The sequence below is a fragment of the Rhizobium sp. BK112 genome (assembly GCF_014193215.1).
In the GTDB taxonomy this organism is placed as follows: Bacteria; Pseudomonadota; Alphaproteobacteria; order Rhizobiales; family Rhizobiaceae; genus Rhizobium; species Rhizobium anhuiense.
Map to the genome: position 1 here is coordinate 538,711 of NZ_JACHYZ010000001.1, position 23,296 is coordinate 562,006.

Sequence of the window (23,296 nt, forward strand, 5' to 3'; positions counted from 1 at the left end):
GCCTTCTTCATGATGATCTCTCCCCATCACGCTCAGCGAGTTCCGCCAGAATTTCCGCCTGGTGTTCGCCGAGGCGCGGGCTCGGCCTGTCATAACGCAGCGGCGTCTCCGACAGTACGACAGGCGTCCTCACTCCGGGGATCACGGTGCCGGCGGCGTCCGCAAGATCGATGCGCAGGCCGCGGGCCTGCACCTGCGGATCGGCGAACATTTCCTCGATCGTGTTGATTGCGCCTGATGGAACGGCATTCTCCTCGCAGGCCTTCAAGAGATCCGCCTTCTGCCATTTCAGCGTTTCGGTGGAGATGAGGCGGCGCACCTCGCCGCGATTGCCGACCCGAGCCTTGTTGGTGGCGAAACGCTCGTCGCAGGCCACGGTCTCCAGGCCGAGGAGGGTGCAGAGGCGACGGAACTGGCCGTCATTGCCGACCGCGAGGATGAGATAACCGTCCGCCGTCGGCACGACCTCATAGGGCGAGATATTGGGATGGGCATTGCCAAGGCGGGTCGGTGCGGCGCCGGAGACGAGGTAATTCATGTTCTGATTGGCGAGCACGGCCGATTGCACATCGAGCAGGGCCATGTCGATCAATTGGCCTTCGCCCGATTTGAGGGCGTGGATCAGGGCGGCTTCGATTGCCGAGACGGCATAGATGCCGGTGAAGATATCGGCGATGGCGACACCCGCCTTCATCGGCTGGCCGCCCGGTTCGCCGGTGATCGACATGAAGCCCGACATGCCCTGGACGATGTAATCATAGCCGGCGAGGCTGGCATAGGGGCCGGTCTGGCCGAAGCCGGTGATCGAACAATAGACGAGCTTCGGGTTGATCTTGCGCAGGCTGTCGTAATCGAGCCCGTATTTGACGAGGCCGCCGAGCTTGAAATTCTCGATCAACACATCGGCGGTGGAAACGAGGCGGCGGACGAGATCCTGGCCTTCGGGGCTTTTCAGGTCGGCGGTGACGGAGCGCTTGCCGCGATTGGCGGCGTGGTAATAGGCGGCCGAGAGGTTCTCGCCATCGGCGCCCTCGACGAAGGGCGGCCCCCATTGGCGCGTGTCGTCGCCGCCCTCGGGATTTTCGACCTTGATGACGTCGGCGCCGAGATCGGCGAGCATCTGTCCCGCCCAGGGGCCGGCGAGCACGCGGGCAAGCTCGATCACCCGGATTCCGACAAGCGGCGGCTTCTTCGTCACGGTCTCTGTCATGTTCCTCCCGGCAATGTCTACGGCGCCATCGTCACCTCAGATGTATCGGATACAGGCTTTGAAGCAAAGCGGCGCTCGCGCCAGAGGATGTAGATGCCCGATGCCACGATGATGGCAATGCCGAGCCATTTGACGGCATCCGGAAAGTCGCCGAAGACCAGCCAGGCGAAGATCGTCGCCGAGACGATCTCGAAATATTGCAGCGGCGCCAGCGTCGAGGCCGGTGCTGCGCGATAGGCGTAGACGCCGACGATGCCGGTGATTGCGGCCATGGCGCCGACGCCGGCGACATAGAACCAGGCGCGGCCTTCCGGCATGACGGGATCGAAGAGGTCGGAACCGGTTCCCTGACCGAGGAAAAGCAGGAGGACGCAGAAGAGCAGGCCCCAGATGCTCATCTGGAACTGCATCGACCAGGGGTCTTCCCTGCGCGAGAGGGCGCGGGTCATCAGCACGAAGATGGCGATGCAGAGCGCGCTGACGACAGGCAGAAGCGCGATGTAGCCGACCTCTTCGAAACTTGGCTGAATGATCAGCATCGCCCCGAAGAAGCCGACGCCGCAGGCGGTATAACGTCGCCAGCCAATCGTCTCCTTCAGGAAGATGCCGCCGAGGATCGTCACCATGATCGGCTCGACGAAGAAGATCGCGATCGCGTCGGCGACCGCCATATATTTCAGCGTGGTGACGAAGGAGATCATCGAGATGGTGATGATCGCGCCGCGGATGGCATGGAAGAGGCTCTGGCGCCAGGCGAAATCGGCGAAGCTGCGCCGCCATATCACAAGCGGCAGCATGCAGAGCGCCTGGACGACGAAACGGCCGGCGGTGATCTCCCCGGATGGCACGGTGGTGATGGCAAGCTTGGCGAAGATATCGATGAGCGGCGAGACCATCACCGAAAGAACCATCAGCGCAAGCCCCGTCGTCACGTCGGAGGCGGACGAAACGGGGCGGGCGGAGGTGCTTCTCATGATGAAATCCCCGTACTCAGCATATTGGTCGCTCAGGATCTTGCGACCACCTCGTCGCACCAGTCGGCGAAAGCTGCGATCGCCGCATCCGCGCCGATCTCATTCAGCGTCTCGTGTCGCAAGTCCTGATATATCTGAGTGCTGATACGGGAGAAGCCCAGGCCTTTCAAATGGTTTGACAGCCAGAGCACGGCTTTTCCCCGCTCCGTCGCCGGGTCTTCTCCGCCGCCGACCAGATGAACCGGCATATCGCGCGGCAGCCGGTCGAGATGGATTTTCTGCGGTCCGCGGAAGGTCAGCTCGAAGAGATCGAGCCAGAGAGAGACCGACGCGTCGAAGCCGCAAAGCGGATCGGCGACATATTTGTCGACTTCATCAGGTCTGTGCGACAGCCAGTCGAACTCGGTGCGGCGGCCGGGAATGGATTTGCCCCAGGCGCCGAAGGTGAGCTTCGGCAGCAGGCCGCTCGGCACGTCGGAGCCCTTCAGCATGCGCTCGGCCAGCAGGATCGCCTGGGCGGCGCGGCCGGCGAGGCCGACGGCGAAATTCGAATTCCAGACGGCGACGGCGTCGAAGTCGGCCGGAGCGGTGACGGCTGCATTGAGGGCGATGAGGCCGCCCATCGAATGGCCGAAGAGGATGATCGGCAGGCCGGGATGGCGGGATGCCGCATGGCCGCGCATGGCGATGAGGTCGCCGATCACCCTTTCGACGCCACCTCGTCGGGCGAAGCGGCCGATCGGCGCATCGGGCGCCGTCGTTTCGCCGTGGCCGCGGTGATCATGGGCATAGACATGATAGCGGCGCGCCGCCATCGTCTCGGCAAAGGCGCGATAGCGTTTCGAATGTTCGGCGAGGCCATGCGATATCAACAGGATGCCGCGGGCCGGACCAGCAGCTTCAGCATGGTGATAAGCCAGCGACGCCCCCGCTACGGCGAGCTTCTGCGTTTCAGCAAACATATGGATCCTCCCTGCGGCAACAGACCAGATTGCCTGATAAAAGCAACATGGGGGTTTGGTTTATCCGATAACAAAATACGACGTTGCTGCGATTCAGGGTTGCGCCCGTTTGAGCTTCATGCTTATTTGTTCCCGTATTGTTCTTTTGGGGGTTGAAATGAGCAGCATGCAATTGCGTACCCTGGCGTTTGCCTTGTCGATGGTTGTTTCCGGCGCCGCTACGGCCCAGGAGGGCGGTGGGCGCACCCGTTTCATTCTGGCGGCGAGCTGGCAGCCCACCTTCTGCCAGACGAACCAGAAAAAGGCCGAATGCGCGACGCAGGCCGTGGAGCGCCATGATGCGACGAACTTCTCGTTGCACGGGCTCTGGCCGATGCGCCAGGATTATTGCGGTGTCAGCGCCGACCAGAAGGCCGCCGATAAGGATGGCAACTGGAACACATTGCCGGAGGTCGTGCTTTCGGCCGAGACGAAGACGGCTCTGGCAAAAGCGATGCCCGGCACGCAATCCGGCCTGGAACGGCATGAATGGACGAAGCACGGCACCTGCACGAAAATGAGCGCGGACGACTATTTCGGCGTCGGCGTGCATCTGGTCGGCGCGCTCAACGCCTCGGCGGTGCGCGAGCTCTTCGCCGCCAATATCGGCAAGCCTGTCAAGGCCGAGGCGATCAAGGCGGCTTTCGACAAGAGCTTCGGGCCTGGCGCCGGCGACCGCGTTAAGATGAGCTGCCGGCGGGCCGGCAATATCCGGATGATCAGCGAGCTGACGATCGGGCTTTCGGAAGCCGCCGGGGCGGTATCGGCGAAAAGTGCCGGGCTTGCCGATCTGATCCAGGGCGCGGGAAAAACCTCCTTCGGCTGCGACGAAGGTGTGGTCGACGCTGCGGGCTTTTGACCGGAAATCCGGAGTAAACCGGGTTTCGGCGTTGCCCGCAGGCGCTGTTTCGCCTACATAGCGGCACAATCGAAGTTTCCCGCCCGGAGCAGCGCAGTATGGCACGTCAGTTCATCTATCATATGTCCGGCCTCAACAAGGCCTATGGCAACAAGAAGATCCTGGAGAACATCCATCTTTCTTTCTACCCCGATGCCAAGATCGGTATCCTCGGACCGAACGGCGCGGGTAAATCCACCGTGTTGCGCATCATCGCGGGCCAGGACAAGGAGTATACCGGCGAAGCCTGGCTCGCCGAAGGTGCGACGGTCGGCTACCTCGAGCAGGAGCCGCACCTCGATCCCAACAAGACGGTGTTCGAGAACGTCATGGAGGGCGTTGCCTCGAAGACGGCGATCGTGGATCGCTACAATGAATTGATGATGAACTATTCCGACGAGACCGCGGAAGAGGGCGCCAAGCTTCAGGACGTCATCGACAGCCAGAACCTCTGGGACCTGGAAAGCCAGGTCGAAATGGCGATGGAAGCGCTGCGCTGCCCGCCGCGCGATTCCGATGTCACCAGCCTATCCGGTGGTGAGCGCCGCCGCGTCGCGCTCTGCCGCCTGCTGCTGTCGCAGCCGGATCTGCTGCTGCTCGACGAACCGACCAACCATCTCGACGCCGAAACCATCGCCTGGCTCGAAAAGCATCTGCGCGACTATCCGGGCGCCGTGATGATGATTACCCACGATCGCTACTTCCTGGACAACGTCACCGGCTGGATCCTCGAACTCGACCGTGGCCGCGGCATTCCCTACGAAGGCAACTACTCGGCCTATCTGCAGGCGAAAGCCAAGCGCATGCTGCAGGAAAATCGCGAAGAAGCATCGCGCCAGAAGGCGATCAGCCGCGAGCAGGAATGGATCGCTTCCAGCCCGAAGGCCCGCCAGGCCAAGTCCAAGGCGCGTATCAAGTCCTACGAGCAGCTGGTGGATGCCGCCGAAAAACAGCGTCCCGGCGATGCACAGATCATCATCCCGGTCAGCGAGCGCCTCGGCCAGGTGGTCATCGAGATGGAAGGCATCACCAAGGGCTTCGAGGGCCGGACGCTGATCAATGACCTGTCGATCAAGCTGCCGCCGGGCGGCATCGTCGGCATCATCGGCCCGAACGGCGCCGGCAAGACGACGCTGTTCAGGATGATCACCGGCCAGGAAAAGCCGGATGGCGGCTCGATCCGCATCGGCGAGACCGTGCATCTCGGCTATGTCGACCAGAGCCGCGACGCGCTCGCGGCCGACAAGACGGTCTGGGAGGAAATCTCCGGTGGCGCCGAAATCATCAAGCTCGGCAAGTTCGACATGAACTCCCGCGCCTATTGCGGCGCGTTCAACTTCAAGGGTGGCGATCAGCAGCAGAAGGTCGGCAATCTCTCCGGTGGTCAGCGCAACCGCGTTCACCTCGCCAAGATGCTGAAGGCCGGCGGCAACGTTCTGCTGCTCGACGAACCGACCAACGACCTCGATACCGAAACGCTGGGTGCGTTGGAAAACGCGCTGGAGAATTTCGCCGGCTGCGCCATCATCATCAGCCACGATCGCATGTTCCTCGACCGTCTGGCGACGCATATTCTCGCTTTCGAAGGCGATGGCCATGTCGAATGGTTCGAAGGCAACTTCGAGGATTATGAACAGGACAAGGTGCGCCGCCTTGGTCCCGATGCCCTCAACCCGGGCAGCCAGGCCCATAAGCGCCTGACGCGCTGATCCATCTTTTTTCCTTGCGAAAGCCCCGGTTCGGCCGGGGCTTTTTCATGTCGATCTCTGTCGCAATTTGAGCAGGCAATTTCGCGGAGAGTGCGAATTGTCGCTTGCCACGGCATTTCAAATCACATAAAGATATCTTTATATCTTGATTGGATCGAAGATGAGCGAACCTCTGAAGCTTGGACTGGATGCGCTGGTAGACGTCTTGAAGGCGGCTGGCGAACCCACGCGCCTGCGTCTTCTGGCTCTTCTTGACGGTGGCGATCTGACGGTGACCGATCTTACCGAAATTCTCGGCCAATCCCAACCGCGCATCTCCCGTCACCTGAAGCTGCTCGGCGAGGCCGAACTGATCGAACGATACCAGGAGGGTGCCTGGGCCTATTTCCGTCTCAAGCAGGACGGCAAGGCGGCCTTGCTGGTGCGGGCGCTGCTGAAGCATGTCTCCGAGAACGATCCGACCATCCTTCGCGACGGCGAGCGGCTGTCGCAGGTCAAGCGCCAGCGGGCCGAGCGGGCGCAGGCCTATTTCAGTCGCAACGCGGCCGAATGGGACGAGCTTCGCCGCCTACATGCCGCCGATGAGGAAGTCGACGCCGCCGTCATCCGGCTGCTCGGCAACCAGCCGATCGATTCGCTGCTCGATCTCGGCACCGGCACGGGCCGCATCCTCGAACTGCTGTCCGGGCTTTACCGCCGCGCCATCGGTGTCGATGCCAGCCGCGACATGCTGAGCGTGGCGCGCGCCAATCTCGACAAGTCCCGCATCACCAAGGCCACCGTGCGCCATGCCGATATCCTGAACCTGCCGTTCGAGGGGCAGGATTTCGACCTGGTGACGATCCACCAGGTGCTGCATTTCTTCGATCAGCCGGAAATTGCCATCGCGGAAGCGGCGCGCATGCTTCGGCCGGGCGGCCGGCTGGTGGTCATCGACCTGGCGCCGCACACGCTCGAATATCTCCGCGACGAACATGCGCATGTCCGTCTCGGCTTTTCGCACCAGGCGATGTCCGACTGGCTGCGCAAGGCCGGGCTCGACGTCGAGCAGGCCGTCGATCTTCATCCGGGTCAGCAAAGCGGGCAGGGCTTGACGGTCACCGTCTGGCTCGCGCGCGATCCGAGGCGCCTCATGGCTTCGCAGACGAACGAAGGCGCCGAACCTACATTTGCCGGGAGGATATGACATGGCTTTGAAAAACGAAGCACGCGGCCGCAACATCAGGATCTCGTTCGAATTCTTCCCGCCGAAATCGGAAGAGATGGAAGGGCAGCTCTGGCATACTGTCAGCCAGTTGCAGGATTGGGACGCGGATTTCGTGTCGGTGACCTATGGCGCCGGCGGCACCACCAAGGCGCCGACGCTGTCGACCGTCACGCGTTTCCTGTCGCAGACGCCGTTTGCCACCGCCTCTCATCTCACCTGCGTCGGCGCGACGAAGGAGGAGACGCATCAGGTGGTCGACACCTTCCGCAAAGTCGGCGTGACGCATTTCGTGGCGCTGCGTGGCGATGCGCCCGGCGGCGCCGGCGCGCCCTACCAGCCGCATCCCGGCGGTTACGCCAATGCGGCGGAGCTGGTGGCCGGCCTCAGGGAAATCGGCGATTTCGAGATTTCGGTCTCCGCCTATCCGGAAAAACACCCGGAAAGCCGCGATACGGCCGCCGATATCGACATGCTGAAGCGCAAGGCCGACAATGGCGCCAACCGGGCGCTGACGCAGTTCTTCTTCGACAACGACAATTTCGAGCGTTACCTGGAGCGGGTGCGCGGCGCCGGCATCTCGATCCCTGTTGTGCCCGGCATCATGCCGATCCAGAACCTGACGCAGTTGAAGCGTTTTGCTGGGGCCTGCGGCACGATCATCCCCGCCTTTCTCGACGAGCGCTTCGCCGGCTTTGACGACAAGCCCGAGGAGCGGGCGAAGGTGGCAGCCGATGTCGCTGCCGAGCAGATCGAGGATCTCGTCCGGCGTGGCATCCATGATTTCCATCTCTATACGATGAACCGTGCGCCGCTGGTTTCCGCCGTGCTCGACAATCTCGGCGTGTCGCGCCGGGAAACAAAAAGTGCGGGCGCAGCCGCCTGATCCTTTCGGGATGTTCAAAAGTAAAAGCGCATGTCGGGCGGGACATGCGCTTTTTCGTTGGCGGATTGATCAGCTACTGGGGAGTTTAGGCACTATCAGTCGTTACGCTTTCGTCGGCCGGCTCAGATGAAGAGCATGGACAAAACGAAAGCAAACGCTGCACTGACCAACAGAACATTCAAGGATTGCGTGAGTCCCATGTCTGTCTCCTCGCGTTAACCGGCCAATAATATGTCTGAAATATGTCGGTTGGAAAGCGGATTTTATGCTGCGCTGCAGAAGGGATCAGTGGATAAGTCGAGTGCAGTTTCGGTAAGCCTCTGAAATAAATCGATAATTTTCGATGAATTTTTGTTCACAGATTTTAACATGCCGTTAAATCAGGCGATTTCGGATTTACTTATGCGCCCAAAACATGGCGGACCGGCAACCGGTTGAAAACATGCGGAATTCGCAACCGGTTCAGGCGGTTCTCAGCAGCAGGCGATAGGCGCGGCCGTCGAGAATGACGAGGCCGAAACCGATCAGCGCCATACCGGCAAATTCGCCAAGTGCAAGCCTTTCGCCAAGGAAAAGCACGCCGAGCAAGATGGCGCTCGGCGGCACCAACAGGGTGACAAGCGAGGCGTTGGTGGCGCCGGCCGCCGCCATGATCCGGAAATAGAGGATATAGCCGAAGGCGGTCGACAACAGCGCCAGCGCCAGGATGGCAAGCAGCGCTTCAAGCGGCGGTGCGGCCAGCGCCCAGGGGCGATCGGTGAGCAGCGACAGCGGCAGTGCAATCAGCGAGGACGCGGTCAACTGGCCGGCTGCGGTGACAGGGGCTGGAACATCCCTGAAGCGTTTGCCATAGGTGGCGGCGAAGCCATAGGAGATGGCGGCAAGCACGGGAAGCATCAGCGCCCAGAGCGGCGCTTCGCCACCAGCCGAGATGCCGGGGCCGATCAGCACGATCGTGCCGAGGAGGCCGACGAGGCAGCCGACGATCTTTGCCGGGGACAGTTTCTCGTCCGAGGTGAAGTGGTTGGCGATGAGCACGGTCCAGATCGGCGTCGTCGCATTCAGGATCGCCGCAAGGCCGGCGCCGATGCGGGTCTGGCCGAAGAAGATCAGCGCGTGCGGCAGAGCATTGTTGATGAGCCCGAGGATCAGGAACTCGCGCCATCGGGCCTTCAGGATCGCATAGAGGTCGAAACGGCCGGCGACATAGACATGCAGCGCCAGCGCTGCCAGCAGCAGCCTGAGGAAGACGAGGGTCAGGGGCGGCACGTGCTGGACGGCAATGCGGGCAAAGAAGAAGGAGGCGCCCCAGATCAGGCCGAGCAGGACCAGCAGGCCCCAGGTCCAGGCATTCATTCTGCTGTCCACGCCGGTTCCTCCACCGCAAGCCGTTCGTTTCGCCGAAAACCGGCACCGGTTTTCGGCGTGAAGCTTTAGCGCAGCAGGCGGATCGCGCCACCCGTTTCTTGCGAAACGGGCGGCAAGGTGTCAGCGGGGATCAGAGGGCGTTGAGAAGGGCAGGCGTCGCCCAGCCGTCGGCCGGCATGCCGAGGCGCTGCTGTTCCTTCTGGATCGCGACACGCGTGCCGGAGCCGAGGATGCCGTCGATCTCGCCGACATCATGGCCGAGCGACTGCAGCTTGGTCTGCAGCGCCTTCATCTGGTCGCTGGCGAGCCCCTGTTCCGGCACGCCCTTGAGATAGGGCTCGGCGCCGGAAAGACGCGTGCCGAAATAGGCGGCAGACGTCGTGTAGATAAACGACTTGTTCCATTCGAGATAGATTTTGAAATTCGGATAGGCGATGAAGGCCGGCCCCATGCGGCCCTGCGGCAGGACGAGGTCGCCTTCGAGGTTGCCGAAGGCGGTATTGCCGTCACGCGGCTTGACGCCGAGCGCAAACCATTCTCCCGCTTTCATCGTGCCGCCGAGGCCGGATTTCTCCCAGGGCAGGTTATCGGGCAGGGTCACTTCCTGCAGCCAGGGCTGGCCGCGCTCGAAGCCGAGATGCTGGATGAATTTGGCCGCCGTCAGAATGGCGTCCGGGCTGCTCTGCTTCAGGCGGATATGGCCATCACCATCGCCGTCCATGCCATAGGCGATGATGTCGCGCGGCAGCATCTGCACCTGGCCGATCTCGCCGGCCCAAGCGCCGGTATTGGTGGCGGGGTCGAGGTCGCCGTGTTGAACCATCTCGACCAGGGCGATCAGCTGCGGGCGAAAGAGTTCCGGGCGGCGGCAGTCATGCGCCAGCGTCACCAGGGCGTTGCGGGTGTTGAAATCGCCTTGGACGGCGCCGAAATCGGTCTCCATCGCCCAGAAAGCGGTGATGACGCCCGGGGGAACGCCGAATTCCTGCTCGGCGCGGGCAAAGACGTCGGCATATTGCTTCATCTTCTGGCGGCCGATGTCGAGGCGGCCCTGGCTGACGGTGCGCTGGGAGAATTCGAGGAAGGTCTGCTTGAAGACGCCCTGGGCGCGATCCCGGCTCAGCACCTTGGGGTCGATCTCGGCGCCGGCAAAAGCCTCGTCGGCGGCCGCCGCGCTGGCGCCGGCTGCGACCGCATCTTTCTTGACACCTTCGAGGAAGGCGGAGAGATCGCCGCCGCAGGGCGCTGCCGGGGCTGCGTCCGTGGCCTGCTGGGCGGCCGCGCCGCCTGCGAGGGCGAGGACAAACAGAAGGGCGAGTGCAGAGCGGCTTGCGAGCGAGCGGTGCATGGATACGGTCCTTATATCAAAAAGATTGCCGTCGCTTTCACAGATGAATGTGACGGAAGCAAGAAACATCGCAGGACGTTACTAAGAATTTCTATCCTTGGAAACGGCCGCGACCCAGTTGTTCCAGTTCTTTGCGCTGCCGGCAAAGACATTGATATCTGTGGGACCGCTGATGCCGGGGATAACGCCGGTGGAGGTATATTGCCAGAAGGCCCAGCGGCGGTCGGTATAGGTCACCTCAGGGTGTTTTGCCACCGAACGGACCCAGAAATGATAATCCTGGAAGTAGCCGGCGAGATTGTCGCGGTGGAAATCGACCGAGGTGTAGATGATCGGGCGCTTGCCGTAATAGGCCTCCAGCCGGTCCATGAAACGCTGCATTTCGGCGCGTACGGTTTCCGGATCGGGACGGTAGCGGCAGGTCTTCGATTCGGCGTTCCATTCGACGTCGAGCACCGGCGGCAGGCGCATGGCCTCCTTCGGCACGTTGCGGATGAACCAGTCTGCCTGCTGATCGGCCGAAGAGCAGAAATAATAGAAATGATAGGGAGCGTGCGGGATGCCGGCGGCGCGGGCTTCGCGCCAATATTCGTCGAAGCGCGGATCGACCCTGTCCTTGCCTTCGGTCGCCTTGATGAAGGCGAAGGCGACGCCGGAATTCTTGACCGTGCCCCAATCGATATCGCCCTGCCATTTGGAGATGTCGATGCCGTGGATCTGGTTCTGCTGCGGATGCTTCGGGCCGAAATCCTGCGGATCGGTGTCCTTGAAACGCGTCTTCGGCTTGATCGACGCCGTTTCGAGATAGTCGTAACCGGAAGAGGTGCAGCCGGCCAGCATGATAGCCAGGGGCAAAACGCAAAACAAAAGCCGGCGCATGGGCGTCCCGTCGTAACTCGAATGATCTCTTTGCCCCACAGCCTGACCTTCGAAAAAGACGAGTCGGCAGAGGAATAACCCTCTTTTCACCATATCAACGTAAAAAATCGGTTAGTTTCAAGCGAATTATCAGCGCTTGCTGATAATGGCCGCCCGCCAGGCATAACCGCCGCCAACGGTATCGAACAGCAATCTCGCGCTGTTTTCATGGGCTTGCGCTTCCAGGACCTCGCGCAAATCGGGCCGTGGAGTGACGTGGAATTTCGCAAGCCAGGCCTGCAGCATGCGCCGGAACCAGCCCGGCAGGCCTTCCTGCTGGCCGAAATCGACGATGTGCAGCTGGCCGCCGGGATTGAGTGCGGCGATTGCTGCATCGACGGCGCGTTCCCAGTCGGGGATCATCGACAGGGCATAGGAAATCAGGATGCGGTCGAAGCCGCTGACACCGAATTCGCGCGGCGTGAACGCCGTGGCGTCGGCGACGCGGAAGTCCGGGATCGTCGCCTTGGTGGCGAAGGTCTTGCGGGCCGAAATCAGCATTTCCTGAGAAATGTCGAGGCCGAACAGCTTGGCGGTCGGGAAATGCCGATGGGCGAAGGCCATGTTGCGTCCGGTGCCGCAGCCGACTTCGAGCAGCGTGCCGCCCTCCGGCACGTCGAGCTTGCGGATCGTGCTGTCGCGGCCGAGAAGGTAATATTTGCGGGTGAGGTCGTAGATATGGCGCTGATAGCGGTACATGCCATCCATCAGGCTGGCATGTTCGTCGCTCTTTCCTGCCGTCTCAGTGCCGACCTTGCTCACGCCTTCTTCCCGTAAATGTGGAAGCCGCCATAGATTGCCGAGCGATCGAGCGCCGTCAGCTCACGCGACTTCTCCTCGAAATAATCCCACTGGTCGCGGATCACCGGCGCCAGGCGGCCTTCGATGATGCTCTTTTCAGCGGCGGTGCGGAAAATCACGCGGGCGCCTTCGCGCGCCGTGCGAGTGATTTCCCGCCAGACGTCGTTCAACTGCTCGTCCGTCATCCAGTCCTGTGCGTCGAGCAGGATATAGCGGTCGCGCGAGGCGGCCGGCTCGCGGGCGAGCAACTCGGTGAAGCTGGCGTGGTGGACGTTGACGCGGTCGACATTGGCGCGGATCACCTGATAGTGTTCCGACTTCAGATAGGTCGGCAGCGGGCCTTCCTCTTCGGTGCCGTAGCGGCGGCCGAAGGCCTGCCAGGCGAAATAGTTGTCGCTCATCGGGAAATGACAGGCGAGCTTTTCCAGGCGGTGCTTCAGCACCGGCGCGATCGAATGATCGGCGGCAAGGCTTGCGAGTTCGTCATATTGCTGCGGCGGAATGCCGAGGCCGAAGAGCGAGCTCTTGCGGCCGGTAATCCAGCGCACGACCGGCTTTTCGAACAGCGGCGCGATCTGCTCGTCGAAGAACTGGCGCTGCTCGCGGATCGAGCGGGTCTTGGTCATCTCGCGCAGCTTGACGCCGTGCAGGCGGGCAAGAAGATGGGCCGCGCCGATGAAGCGGCCGAGCAGGCCGGTTTCGTAGATGTTGCGGTCGAAGACGGTGACGCGGCGACGGCCGAATTTGCGGCCGTTCCAGTAGCTGCGGGTCGCCTCATCGAGGCGGGCAGCGAGATGCTGGTCATAGGCGCGGCTGTTCGACTTCTCGTTCGGCATGGCCAGGAAGCGGACGAGATCGGCGTGGCCGGGAAGATGTTTGAAGGCCGCAAGCTTCAGGCGGTTCAGAGCGATATGGTGCGGGTTGAGGTCGACGACGTCGATCGAGGCCGGCGCCTTGGAGAGATAGGCGAGCATGTTGCAGCCGCCGGAGCCGATGGTGACGATGCGATGGTTGGGCTTCAGCTCCATCGCCTGCATGTCAAGATCCGGATCCTCCCAGATCTGCGGGTAGACGAGGCCGGAGAAGAGAAGACCGAAGAGACGTTCGGAAAAGCCGTCCTTCGAAAAAGCCTTGTGGCGGAGAAGGGCGTCCTTGAGTTTCCGGTTCTTGCGGAAGCCGGCATCCGGTGCAAATTCTGACATGAGTCTGTCACCTTTTTAGCGTTCAGGGCGTGTAGCGCGCCTCTGCTACAGTTTGATGACGTGGGCTGTGGGGCGCCGTTCTTCGGAGACTTCGACCGGCTCGGAAGACCGACCGGGATGGCTCTCCTGGGAAAGTGATCGGGACGACAGGCCTTCTTGGCTTTGGCCCCTTTTCGGCGCCTGCGATTCCTGCTTCTCTCCCGGCATGGAGGAATGCCATGCGATTTGTCCTGCGTATCCTGAAGGCGCTTGCTCTCCTTGTCGTTCTCGTCGTCTTCGTCGCCGCCGGCTGGCTTTTTATTCAGCCGCCGGAACTGCTGCGTGTCGGTGACGGTTACGCCGCCAAGATCGTCTGCTCCAACGTCTTCATCGCCGGTCGCGGCGCCGAGGATGTGCTCCATGACGACGTTCAGGCGCCCGGAAATCCGCTGCTGCGGCTGATACGCGTCAGCGTTGACCACGACAAGGAACGGGTGACGGCGCGCTTCATGGGGCTGTTTGCGCCAAGTTATGCGCTCTATCGCGGCGCCTTCGGCTGTACGAGCGTGCCGGACGGCGATTTCGAGGCGGCGGCGAAGGCCGTGCCCTTCGATGCGCCTGTTAAAATGGAGACGAGCGACGCCTTGTGGCCGGAGGGCGAGGGCACCGGCAATCCGGCGGACGGGAAGATTGCCGCACTGCTTGCCGATCCCGGAATTGCCGGCCCGGCAATGCGGGCGATCGTGGTGGTGCACAATGGCCGCGTCGTCGCTGAAGCCTATGGCCCCGGTTTCTCGGCGAAGACTCCGCTGATCGGCTGGTCGATGACGAAGACGGTGAACGCTGCGATTCTCGGCCGGCTGATGCTCGACGGCAAAATCTCCTTCGACGACGACGAACTGCTGGCGCAGTGGCAGAAGGATGCGCGCGCCAAGATCAAGGTGTCCGACCTGCTCGGCATGGAGAGCGGCCTTGCCTTCAACGAGGATTATGGCGATGTCGCCGATGTGACGCGCATGCTCTATCTCGATCCAGACATGGTGTCGCTGCCGGCCAATGCACCGATGGAGGCGCCGCCCGGCCAGCGCTTCCGCTATTCGAGCGGCACGGCCGTGCTGTTGTCGCGCATCTGGATGGACAGGGTCGGCAATCCACAGGCGGGCTTTTCCTATCCGCACGACGCGCTGTTTTCGCCGCTCGGCATGACGAGTGCGGTATTCGAACTCGATGCGCGCGGCACGTTTGCCGGCAGCTCCTATCTCTATGCGACGGCGCATGACTGGGCGCGCTTCGGGCAGTTCCTGCTGCAAGACGGCGTGTGGAATGACCGGCGACTGTTGCCGGAAGGGTTCGTCGGCGCCATGCGCACTCCGACGGTGGCTTCGAACGGACGTTATACGCAGGGCCAGGCCTGGCTCGCTCCTGGCGGCTCAAGCGCGGCGTTCGGACTGCCGGAGGATACGTTTTGGTTGACGGGGCATGACGGGCAGAGCATGGCGATCGTGCCCTCCGCCAATCTGGTCGTCGTCCGGCTCGGCCTGACGCCGAGCTGGCTCGGCTATCAGCCGCAGGTGCTTCTCAAGAAGATCCTGGCGGCCTTGCCGCAAGCGGGGGAGCCACAACAGCAGGCTGGGTCGCAGCAACAGGCGCAGCCGCAGCCATAGGCTGCGATCGCCGTCTCAGCAATGCTCGATGTCAGTAATTACCCTGGGCGATGTCGGTCATGCCCTTGCGCTTGGCGTCGTAATAATAGCCGCGCGCATAGAGGCGGACGGCATCGTCTTCCTTGCTGTCGGAGACGAGCCAGGCGCCACGCAGATATTTGGCGGCATATTTGATGTTGGTTTCGGCATCGAAGAGCCCGCCCGGGGCGCCGTCATAACCCATTGATTTGGCGGTGTTGTATTTGATCTGCATCAGGCCGAAATAGCCGCGCTTGTTGTAGGCCTTCGGATTGTAGCGGCTCTCGCGATGGACGATGCGGTGGAGCAGCGTCTCGGGAATTTCGTAGATCTTCGAGTATTTCTGGATGAGCTTGGTGACGAAGCTCTTCTCCACTGTCGGCGCGTCGTCTTTGTCGTCGTCGCTGAACATCGGGGGTGCCGTCGGCGGATCGATCGGCCCGGATTCGTCGAAACCGTAGTCCATGCTGGCACGCGGCGTGGTGTCGACGGCGGCAAGTGCTGCAAGCGCGCTGTTCTGCGGTGTCGCGGCAAAGGCAAGCTGCGTCGTCGGCTGTGCCGGCGTTCCCGGACGCGGCGTCGGCACGACGGACTGGATTGCCGTCATCTCGGGCGTCAGCGGGATCTGCGCATAGGCTGCAGGCTGTATGCCTGCCTGCATGGCGAGGTCGGTAGACTGAGAGGCTGTTACGGTTGGCATCGCCGTCGCAGTCAGGGAGGGGGATGGCTGGGGAATGGTGGCGCCGGCAACCGCCTGACCGGCAGCACCTTCGGCTGTCGGGATCGCGGCGAGTGTTTCATCTTCGCCGGGTTTCGGCATCGGCACCACGGTCTGGGCGGCAGTCAGTTCGGCCTGCGATGTGTATTCGACGCTCGTGCATCCCGTCATCACACCGCAGAGTATCGTGGAAACGACAAGACTGCGTTTCAGGCCGGATAATCCGATCGCTACCATTCCGCCACTTTCGTGAAATCGCGCCGCCCCGGCTGCGTATAAAAGTTACCAAAAACCTTAAGCCCTGGTGACCCCATTAACCTATTCGTGGCATTCCGGCAACCACGCAATATTTCTATGCTGCAATACGGCGATACCCGGCGGTTACGGCGCCTGCAGCGATCAGCAGGGTGCCTCCCGTTCGGTTTACGGCGCGCTGGATGCTCGCCTTGCGAATCAGTCCGCGCGCGGTATGGGCGAGAAACGCGTAGGTGGAGGCGTTGAGGATCGCCAGCACGAGGAAGGTCGCTTCCATGATCGCCATCTGGCCGACGAAGGGCAGGGCCGGATTGAGGAACTGCGGCACGAAGGCGACGAAGAAGATGATGCTCTTCGGATTGAGGGCGGTGACGACATAGGCGTGGAGGAAGATCTTGAGCGACTTTTCCTCCGGCAGATTGTCGTTGTCGGCAACCGGTTCGCCGATGATGGGAGCCCGCCAGAGCTTGACTCCCAGATAGATCAGGTAGGCGCCGCCGATCCACTTCAACACGGTGAAGAGGGTGGCGGAGGCGGCCAGAACGGCACCGAGACCGAAGAGGGAAGCCGTCATCGCGGTGAAGTCACCAAGCGCCACGCCGCTCACCGTCGCAAACGCCGTCCTGCGCCCATGACCGAGCGCATAGGAAACGACGAGCAGTATCGTCGGCCCCGGTATGGCCAGCATGATGGCCGATGCCGCCGCAAAAGCGAGCCAGGCTTCAAATGACATGGTGTCTCCTCCTATTCCTCAGGAACAAGCAAAGACATCATATTAACCATCCGTCAATCACGCTTCTTTGTATTTCTGACCTATATTGTCCATGACTTCGGCAAACCATGCCGTCGACAGGTCAAAAGCCTTGCCGCCCTTGATGCGCGGGAATTCTATAGTGCGCAACTTACCGTTCTGCGCTTCGTCATGGCCGGTGACGCCGGAGACTTTATTGAGCGCGCTTTCGACGGCGAGATCGACCATGCTCTGGATCAGCCTGAGGTCGTCGCCGTTGGCCGGCGCCGAGCGGGCGAAATAGCCTGATTTCTGCACAAGGGAACGTTCGGCATTCAGGAGGTTGGCGAACTGCTTCTGGAACCAGGCGCCGACATTGATCGTGTCGATCTTCACATGGCCGAAGGCGTCACGCTTGACGGTTTCGCCGGCGGCTTCCCGCTCGGCGACGATGGCGTCGAGGCAGGCGCCTTCCGAGACGAAGACCGTGGCGTGGCCGTTGCGGTCCATGCTTTCCTTCAGGCGGGCGGCCTCGGCGTCGAGGTCGAAGGCCATCTCAGGCAGGTAGACGGCGTCGATGCTCTTCAGATGCGCATCCATCATCAGGCCGTCGACATACTGGTTGCGGCTGGTGCGCTGGAGATAGGCGCGGGCGGTGGCGGCCGTCAGCCAGCCGCAATGGCGGCCCATGACTTCGTGGATGACGAGGGTGCGGGGTGCGGCCGTCTGCTCGTTGCTGACATTGTCGAAGAAATGCGCGCCGACTTCGGCGGCCGTCCAGGCGCCGAGCGACTGGCGGATCGGGACGACGTCGTTGTCGACCGTCTTCGGCAGGCCGACGACGGTGAGATTGTAGCCGTTGGCGGCGAGGTAGGCGGCAAGGTCGGCGGCTGTGGTGTTGGTGTCGTCGCCGCCGATCGTGTGGAGAATGGTGATGCCGTCATTGGCAAGGCGTTCGGCGGCGACCCGCAGCGGGTTCTCGCCTTCCTTGACCAGGCCGCGCTTGACGCAGTCGGCGGCATTGGTGAGCTTGACGCGGCTGTTGCCGATCGGCGAGCCGCCGTAACGGTGCAGCAGCGGCGCCTTTTCGCGCATCTCGCGGGTGATCGCGATGCTGTCGCCGGTGAGCACGCCCTGGTATCCGGACTTGTAGGCGACGATATCGAGATCGGGCGCGACGTCGCTATAGCGTTCGATGAGACCGCCGACGGCGGAAGAAAGACAGGGTGCCAGGCCTCCGGCGGTCAGCATTGCGACTTTCTGCTTGGCCATGATCCCTCCTATGGCGTTTCGGTGCGGTGGCGTTAGCTAACGCATGGATGCGGCAGGGAAAGGGGCCTGTAAAGTAAAGAATTTACGAAAAATGCGCCTTTATGCCGAGTTGGGCCGCGAAGATGGCAGGAAGTAATGATATAATCGTTTCAAGCCCGATCTGCGTGTCGGGAACTGTTGTGGAAATTTCCGTCGCGCACTCCGGATTCACCTGCACGGGCGATGCGCCGGCGATCGTCAGCCGTTGCCATACGAGATGAAAGCGGGCGCCGTGAATCGTTTGCTGCGGTGCGACAATTACCAAATCGTGAAAACTGTGTTCGGCCCTACGACCAATAGTCGCCTTGCAAAGGCTGCGATTCTTTGGTCAAGCTGTTTGCTATAAGTTGACAAGTCTGTGAGATTTTCGATGTCCTTCTGGGAAAAACTGTTGAATGCCATTGGCAATACCGCGGGCAATGCGTTGTCTGCGGTGGTCGAGGCTATCCGTACGGTTTTCGAAGGCGATCCCGAGACCCGGCGTAAGGTGGCTTTCTCCGTGGCGATCATCGCGCTGTCGGCCAAGATGGCCAAGGCCGACGGCATCGTCAGCGAGAAGGAGGTCGAAGCCTTCCGCGAAATCTTCGAATTCCCTGAGGATCAGGCCAAGAACGTCGCCAGGCTTTACAACCTCGCTCGCCAGGATGTCGCCGGCTACGAAGCCTATGCCGAACGGCTCTCCACGCTCTGCGTTACCTGTGCGGCCAATTGCCCGGTGCTGGAAGACGTGCTCGACGGCCTCTTCCACATCGCCAAAGCCGATGGGCTGATCCACGAGAAGGAACTGAATTTCCTGCACCATATCGGCGAGATCTTCCAGATGAGCGAAACCCGCTTCGAGCAGATCGCCGCCCGCCACGTCTCGTCCGGCGGCGATCCCTATAAGGTGCTCGGCGTCTCGCCTTCGGATGATTTCCCGACCATCCGCCGCCGTTACCGTGGCCTCGTCAGCGAACATCATCCCGACAGGCTGATCTCGCGCGGCGTGCCGAAGGAATTCCATGTCATCGCCAATGAACGCATGGCGGCGCTGAATGCGGCCTATGCGGCGATCGAGAAGGAACGCCGCGCCGCATGACCTCTTTCGAGGCCGATTGCAGGAGCGCCCGCGTGCAGCCTTCGCCGAACCACGGCGAGCGGGCAGACGGGCGCCGTCCGGATATGATCCTGCTGCATTATACCGGCATGCCGACGGCAGATGGTGCGCTCGACTGGCTCTGTCGCGCCGAGAGCCAGGTTTCCAGCCATTATTTCGTGCATGAGAACGGCGAGGTGGTGCAGCTCGTGCCGGAAATACGGCGTGCCTGGCACGCGGGAAAAAGTAGCTGGCACGGCGAGACGGATATCAATTCGCTGTCGATCGGCATCGAGATCGCCAATGCCGGCCATCCCGGCGGGCTCCCGGATTATCCAAAAGAGCAGATCGCCGCGGTGATTGAATTGTGTCGCGACTGTGTCAAACGTTGGTCGATCGCGCCGGAACGGGTGCTTGGGCATTCCGATGTCGCCCCGATCCGCAAGGTCGATCCGGGCGAGAAATTCCCCTGGGCCGAGCTCCACCGGGCGGGTGTCGGGCACTGGGTCGAGCCGGCAAAGATCACCGGTGGACGGTTCTTCCAATGCGGCGATGCCGGCCAGCCTGTCGAAGCGCTGCAGTCGATGCTGTCGCTCTATGGTTACGGCACTGAAATTACAGGCGAATTTTCCGAAAAAATGGCGGGCGACGTGGAGGCTTTCCAGCGCCATTTCCGGCCCGAAAGGGTGGATGGCATCGCCGATTTCTCGACGATCGACACGCTGCACCGGCTGCTATCGACGCTGCCGCGTTATTCCTGATCGGAACAGCCTGATATCAGGAGCGGATTCCTCGCGGCCGGCGAGAAAACCGCCTCGCCACATCATTTCCCTATTATCTCCTCATTGCGATGGTCTAAGGACGCCCGCTGAACAGCGCTCACGGCTGTTTTCAAGTGTAACCATGAGCGCCAAATGAAACGATAAGAATTGCTACGGAACGCGATCAGTCCTTGCTCGCGTGTGACCGAATGACGGCGAGGCGCGCAGTCCTGCAATTCTTTGGGTCGGAGTGAAGAGACTATATGAAGAAGTTGATTGTTGGCGCTGCGGCGTGCTTCGGCATGCTGCTGGCGGGGTATAACTTTGCCTCGGCGAATGATGATTGGGGCGTCAGGGCGCAAACCATCCCGCTGAAGACCGTCGACCGCCAGAGTGGCTATGCCATGCCCGACTTTTCCGCCAGCATTCCCTATGCCGCGCTGATCAATAAATATGCCGCCGAATACGACGTGCCCGTCGCACTCGCCCAGGCTGTCGTACGCGTCGAGAGCAATTTCAATCCGAATGCCCGCGGCAGTGCCGGCGAAGTCGGCCTGATGCAGATCAAGCCGGCGACGGCGCGGATGATGGGATATTCCGGCACGAGGAAGGGCCTGTTCGATCCCGAGACCAACATCAAATACGGCATGAAATATCTGGCGGCCGCCCATCAGCTCGGCGGCGGGCAGACCTGCAACACGATCCTGAAATACAATGCCGGCCATGCCGCCACGCGCATGAACCCGGTGTCGAAGACCTATTGCGGCAAGGTCCTGGCGATGCTCGACTGAGCATAGCTCGGCGCGTCCCGGCAAAATTGCCTTGCGGCAATTTTGCCGTATGATGGAGCGCACTTGCCGTGATATTCCGCCTTGAAAACAAGGTGGGACATGGCAGTCGATTTCAGCTTCATCATCATCGGACGCGGCATGATGGGTGCCGCCGCCGCACGGCATCTCTCCTCAATGGCCGACGGCATCGCGCTGATCGGCCCGCGCGAGCCGGAAGAGCGCAAGGCCCATCATGGCGTCTTCGCCAGCCATTACGACGAAGCCCGCATCACCCGCACCTTCGATGGCAATCTGGCCTGGGGAAGCTTCGCCGCCCGCGCGCTCGACCGCTACCGCGAGATCGAGGCAAAGAGCGGCATTTCCTTCTATTCTGAGGTCGGCTGCCTTTTTGCCGGCCCGACCCCGACGGATGAGCAGGACTATATCAACCGGGCGCTGTCCGTCAGCCGGACGCTCGGCAGCGATATCGAGACCATCGCGCCGTCGGAACTTCGCCAACGTTTTCCCTATCTTGCCATCGATCCTGATTTCACAGGATATTTCGAGCGCAGACGCGCCGGCTACATCAACCCACGGGCGCTGGTGCGGGCGCAGGTTACGCTTGCCGAGCAGGGCGGCGTCTCGCTGATCGAGGCAATCGCGACATCCGTGCGTGATGCCGGTTCCCATGTCGAGGTGACAGCCGGCGGCAGATGCTACAGCGCCGAGCGCGTGCTGGTGGCCGCCGGCGGTTTCAGCAATTTCCATGCCCTGCTGCCGCGTCCGGTCGATACCAGGGTCATGGCGCGCACGGTGGCCTTCTACGAGATCGGTGAACGCGAGATGGCTGTTTTCGCGGACATGCCGTCGACGATCGTGCTCGGTGACCGGGAAGAGGATCACATCTATATCCTGCCGCCGGTGCGTTATCCCGATGGCAAAACCTATCTGAAACTCGGCGGCGACACCGAGGCGCTTTCTTTCGAGCGGTTGGAGGATGCCGGCGCGTGGTTCCGTTCCGACGGCAGCGCCGCTGAGCGCGATCATCTCTCGCGTGTCGCCTTGCAGTTGATGCCGGAGCTTGCCGGCTGCCGCGTGACCTCGGCGCCCTGCGCGGCGAATTTCACGCCGACCGGTTATCCCTATGTAGGATATACGCAGTCGCCGCGTATTGCGGTGCTGACCGGCGGCAATTTCGTTGCAGCCAAATCCTCCGACGAACTCGGGCGCCTCGGAGCGGTGCTGCTGGCGGAAGGGCAGCTCGGGGATGAGGATTTCGGCCGCGAACTGACGCCCGTTTTCGCCTAGGAGGACATGATGGCAGTCGATTTCAAATATATCGTCGTCGGCCGCGGGCTGATGGGGGCGGCGGCGGCGCGGCATCTGGCGCGGCAGGCGGACGGCGTCGCGGTGATCGGCCCGGACGAGCCTGGTGATCGCAAGGCGCATCAGGGCGTCTTCGCCAGCCACTACGACGAGGGGCGCATCACCCGCACCATCGATCCCGACCGCAATTGGGCGCTGCTCGCCAACCGCTCGATCGGCCGTTATGGCGAGATCGCCCGCGACAGTGGCGTCGACTTTTATCGCGAGGCAGGCTGTGTTGTCGTCGCGCCGAGGGCAAGCGATTATCTCGAGAGAACCCGGCAGGCGGCCGTCTCGCTCGGCGTCGAGACCCGCCTTCTCGATGGAGCGGGCCTGAAGGCTGCCTTTCCCTTCTTCGCCTTTCCTGATGATGGCGCCGGTGTCTTCGAGGTGAGAGGGGCCGGCCATATCAGCCCGCGCAAGCTGGTGAAGGCGCAGTCGCTGCTGGCGGAAAAGGCGGGCGCCACCATCATTCGCGACCACGTCGTCTCGATCCGCAGCGAGGGCGGCTTTGCCGTCGTCAAGACATCAGGCGGCCTGACCTATCGTGCTGAAAAGGTGCTGCTGGCGGCGGGCGGATTTTCCATTGCCGAGAATCTGTTGTCGCGGCCGGTTGCCCTGACGGTTTATGCCCGGACCGTGACGCTGTTCGAGGTGAGCGAGACGGAGGCGGCGCGCCTAGCCGCCATGCCGTCGCTCATTGTCGATACGCCCGACATCCATATCTACCTGCTGCCGCCGATCCTTTATCCCGACGGCAAATTCTACCTGAAGATCGGTGGCGACCCTGACGATGTGACACTCAGCGACGATACGGAAATGCGTGCCTGGTTCAAGACGGAAGGGCGCGACAGCGTGCGCGCGCATCTTCAACGCATCGTTGCCGGTCTGGTGCCTGATCTGGCGCCGCTTTCGATATCGACGGCGGCCTGCGTCGTGTCGCAGACGGAAAGCGGCTATCCGATGATCGGCTACACCTCGTCGCCTGAGATCGCGGTGTTGACGGGCTGCGCCGGCACGTCGGCCAAGAGCTCCGACGAAATCGGCCGGCTTGGGGCTGAGCTGCTTTTGTCGGGCAGAATCAGCGAACAAGGCTACTCCACGGATTTCACACCGCAATTTCGATAAATA

21 protein-coding genes are annotated in these 23,296 nt (G+C 61.9%); 10 read left to right on the forward strand and 11 right to left on the reverse strand.

Annotated features, from left to right (window positions below; genetic code table 11):
* Window positions 1-7: 7 nt before the first annotated feature.
* Genes FHT75_RS02545 through FHT75_RS02555 form a run of 3 tightly spaced genes read right to left on the reverse strand, consistent with a single transcriptional unit; the run spans window position 8 to window position 3,146 of the window.
* Complete coding sequence (locus tag FHT75_RS02545) at window positions 8-1,210, reverse strand: CaiB/BaiF CoA transferase family protein (protein ID WP_183844623.1); 1,203 nt, start codon at window positions 1,208-1,210, stop codon at window positions 8-10.
* Between the two features lie 17 nt (window positions 1,211-1,227).
* Window positions 1,228-2,184, reverse strand: a complete 957-nt coding sequence (locus tag FHT75_RS02550) for a DMT family transporter (RefSeq protein WP_183844624.1) — start codon at window positions 2,182-2,184, stop codon at window positions 1,228-1,230.
* A gap of 32 nt (window positions 2,185-2,216) precedes the next feature.
* The gene (locus FHT75_RS02555; RefSeq protein ID WP_183844625.1) at window positions 2,217-3,146 is read right to left on the reverse strand and encodes an alpha/beta fold hydrolase; all 930 of its coding nucleotides are present in this window, start codon (window positions 3,144-3,146) and stop codon (window positions 2,217-2,219) included.
* Between the two features lie 157 nt (window positions 3,147-3,303).
* Between FHT75_RS02555 and FHT75_RS02560 the strand changes: the two genes are divergently transcribed.
* The 4 genes from FHT75_RS02560 (at window position 3,304) to metF (ending at window position 7,882) form a co-directional block, all read left to right on the forward strand.
* The gene (locus tag FHT75_RS02560) at window positions 3,304-4,044 is read left to right on the forward strand and encodes a ribonuclease T2 family protein (protein WP_183844626.1); all 741 of its coding nucleotides are present in this window, start codon (window positions 3,304-3,306) and stop codon (window positions 4,042-4,044) included.
* 98 nt (window positions 4,045-4,142) lie between these two features.
* Complete coding sequence (gene ettA, locus FHT75_RS02565) at window positions 4,143-5,792, forward strand: energy-dependent translational throttle protein EttA (RefSeq protein WP_028755828.1); 1,650 nt, start codon at window positions 4,143-4,145, stop codon at window positions 5,790-5,792.
* A gap of 160 nt (window positions 5,793-5,952) precedes the next feature.
* Window positions 5,953-6,978 (forward strand): ArsR/SmtB family transcription factor, encoded by a 1,026-nt coding sequence (locus FHT75_RS02570; RefSeq protein WP_183844627.1) that lies wholly within the window; start codon window positions 5,953-5,955, stop codon window positions 6,976-6,978.
* A 1-nt stretch (window position 6,979) separates the two neighbouring features.
* Window positions 6,980-7,882: a methylenetetrahydrofolate reductase [NAD(P)H] gene (metF, locus tag FHT75_RS02575; protein ID WP_028756318.1), complete on the forward strand. Its 903-nt coding sequence runs from the start codon at window positions 6,980-6,982 to the stop codon at window positions 7,880-7,882.
* Between the two features lie 462 nt (window positions 7,883-8,344).
* On the opposite strand, the gene FHT75_RS02580 is transcribed toward metF, so the two are convergent.
* From FHT75_RS02580 to FHT75_RS02600, 5 genes are all read right to left on the reverse strand, one after another.
* On the reverse strand, window positions 8,345-9,250 hold the full coding sequence (locus FHT75_RS02580) for a DMT family transporter (RefSeq protein ID WP_183844628.1): 906 nt from the start codon (window positions 9,248-9,250) through the stop codon (window positions 8,345-8,347).
* Between the two features lie 130 nt (window positions 9,251-9,380).
* Window positions 9,381-10,598, reverse strand: coding sequence for a lytic murein transglycosylase (locus FHT75_RS02585; RefSeq protein ID WP_183844629.1), 1,218 nt, complete (start codon window positions 10,596-10,598; stop codon window positions 9,381-9,383).
* A gap of 81 nt (window positions 10,599-10,679) precedes the next feature.
* A complete protein-coding gene (locus tag FHT75_RS02590; RefSeq protein ID WP_047610975.1) occupies window positions 10,680-11,477 on the reverse strand; it encodes a GH25 family lysozyme in 798 nt (265 codons plus the stop codon).
* 129 nt (window positions 11,478-11,606) lie between these two features.
* Window positions 11,607-12,278 carry a class I SAM-dependent methyltransferase gene (locus FHT75_RS02595; RefSeq protein ID WP_183844630.1) on the reverse strand — a complete coding sequence of 224 codons (672 nt, stop codon included), beginning with the start codon at window positions 12,276-12,278 and terminating at the stop codon, window positions 11,607-11,609.
* Complete coding sequence (locus tag FHT75_RS02600) at window positions 12,275-13,519, reverse strand: DUF3419 family protein (RefSeq protein WP_132572603.1); 1,245 nt, start codon at window positions 13,517-13,519, stop codon at window positions 12,275-12,277. The genes FHT75_RS02595 and FHT75_RS02600 overlap by 4 nt, the downstream gene beginning before the upstream one ends.
* A gap of 218 nt (window positions 13,520-13,737) precedes the next feature.
* Between FHT75_RS02600 and FHT75_RS02605 the strand changes: the two genes are divergently transcribed.
* Window positions 13,738-15,162, forward strand: coding sequence for a serine hydrolase domain-containing protein (locus tag FHT75_RS02605; RefSeq protein WP_132572600.1), 1,425 nt, complete (start codon window positions 13,738-13,740; stop codon window positions 15,160-15,162).
* A gap of 31 nt (window positions 15,163-15,193) precedes the next feature.
* Here the strand turns inward: FHT75_RS02605 and FHT75_RS02610 are convergent, their stop codons facing one another.
* The 3 genes from FHT75_RS02610 to FHT75_RS02620 all read right to left on the reverse strand — a co-directional run bounded on the left by FHT75_RS02610 (window position 15,194) and on the right by FHT75_RS02620 (window position 18,155).
* Window positions 15,194-16,135 (reverse strand): lytic transglycosylase domain-containing protein, encoded by a 942-nt coding sequence (locus FHT75_RS02610; RefSeq protein WP_063474582.1) that lies wholly within the window; start codon window positions 16,133-16,135, stop codon window positions 15,194-15,196.
* 115 nt (window positions 16,136-16,250) lie between these two features.
* A complete protein-coding gene (locus FHT75_RS02615) occupies window positions 16,251-16,886 on the reverse strand; it encodes a LysE family translocator (protein ID WP_029867949.1) in 636 nt (211 codons plus the stop codon).
* A 57-nt stretch (window positions 16,887-16,943) separates the two neighbouring features.
* On the reverse strand, window positions 16,944-18,155 hold the full coding sequence (locus tag FHT75_RS02620; RefSeq protein ID WP_029867950.1) for a pyrophosphate--fructose-6-phosphate 1-phosphotransferase: 1,212 nt from the start codon (window positions 18,153-18,155) through the stop codon (window positions 16,944-16,946).
* A gap of 409 nt (window positions 18,156-18,564) precedes the next feature.
* Here FHT75_RS02620 and FHT75_RS02625 point away from each other — a divergent pair, with 409 nt between their 5' ends.
* The 5 genes from FHT75_RS02625 to FHT75_RS02645 all read left to right on the forward strand — a co-directional run bounded on the left by FHT75_RS02625 (window position 18,565) and on the right by FHT75_RS02645 (window position 23,293).
* Window positions 18,565-19,272, forward strand: coding sequence for a J domain-containing protein (locus FHT75_RS02625; RefSeq protein ID WP_029867953.1), 708 nt, complete (start codon window positions 18,565-18,567; stop codon window positions 19,270-19,272).
* Window positions 19,269-20,030, forward strand: coding sequence for an N-acetylmuramoyl-L-alanine amidase (locus tag FHT75_RS02630; protein WP_029867954.1), 762 nt, complete (start codon window positions 19,269-19,271; stop codon window positions 20,028-20,030). Before FHT75_RS02625 ends, FHT75_RS02630 begins: the two co-directional genes overlap by 4 nt.
* Window positions 20,031-20,293: 263 nt before the next feature.
* Window positions 20,294-20,821 carry a lytic transglycosylase domain-containing protein gene (locus FHT75_RS02635; RefSeq protein WP_029868443.1) on the forward strand — a complete coding sequence of 176 codons (528 nt, stop codon included), beginning with the start codon at window positions 20,294-20,296 and terminating at the stop codon, window positions 20,819-20,821.
* A gap of 99 nt (window positions 20,822-20,920) precedes the next feature.
* Window positions 20,921-22,108, forward strand: coding sequence for an NAD(P)/FAD-dependent oxidoreductase (locus tag FHT75_RS02640; RefSeq protein ID WP_029868444.1), 1,188 nt, complete (start codon window positions 20,921-20,923; stop codon window positions 22,106-22,108).
* A 9-nt stretch (window positions 22,109-22,117) separates the two neighbouring features.
* Window positions 22,118-23,293: an NAD(P)/FAD-dependent oxidoreductase gene (locus FHT75_RS02645; protein WP_063474583.1), complete on the forward strand. Its 1,176-nt coding sequence runs from the start codon at window positions 22,118-22,120 to the stop codon at window positions 23,291-23,293.
* Window positions 23,294-23,296: the final 3 nt, after the last annotated feature.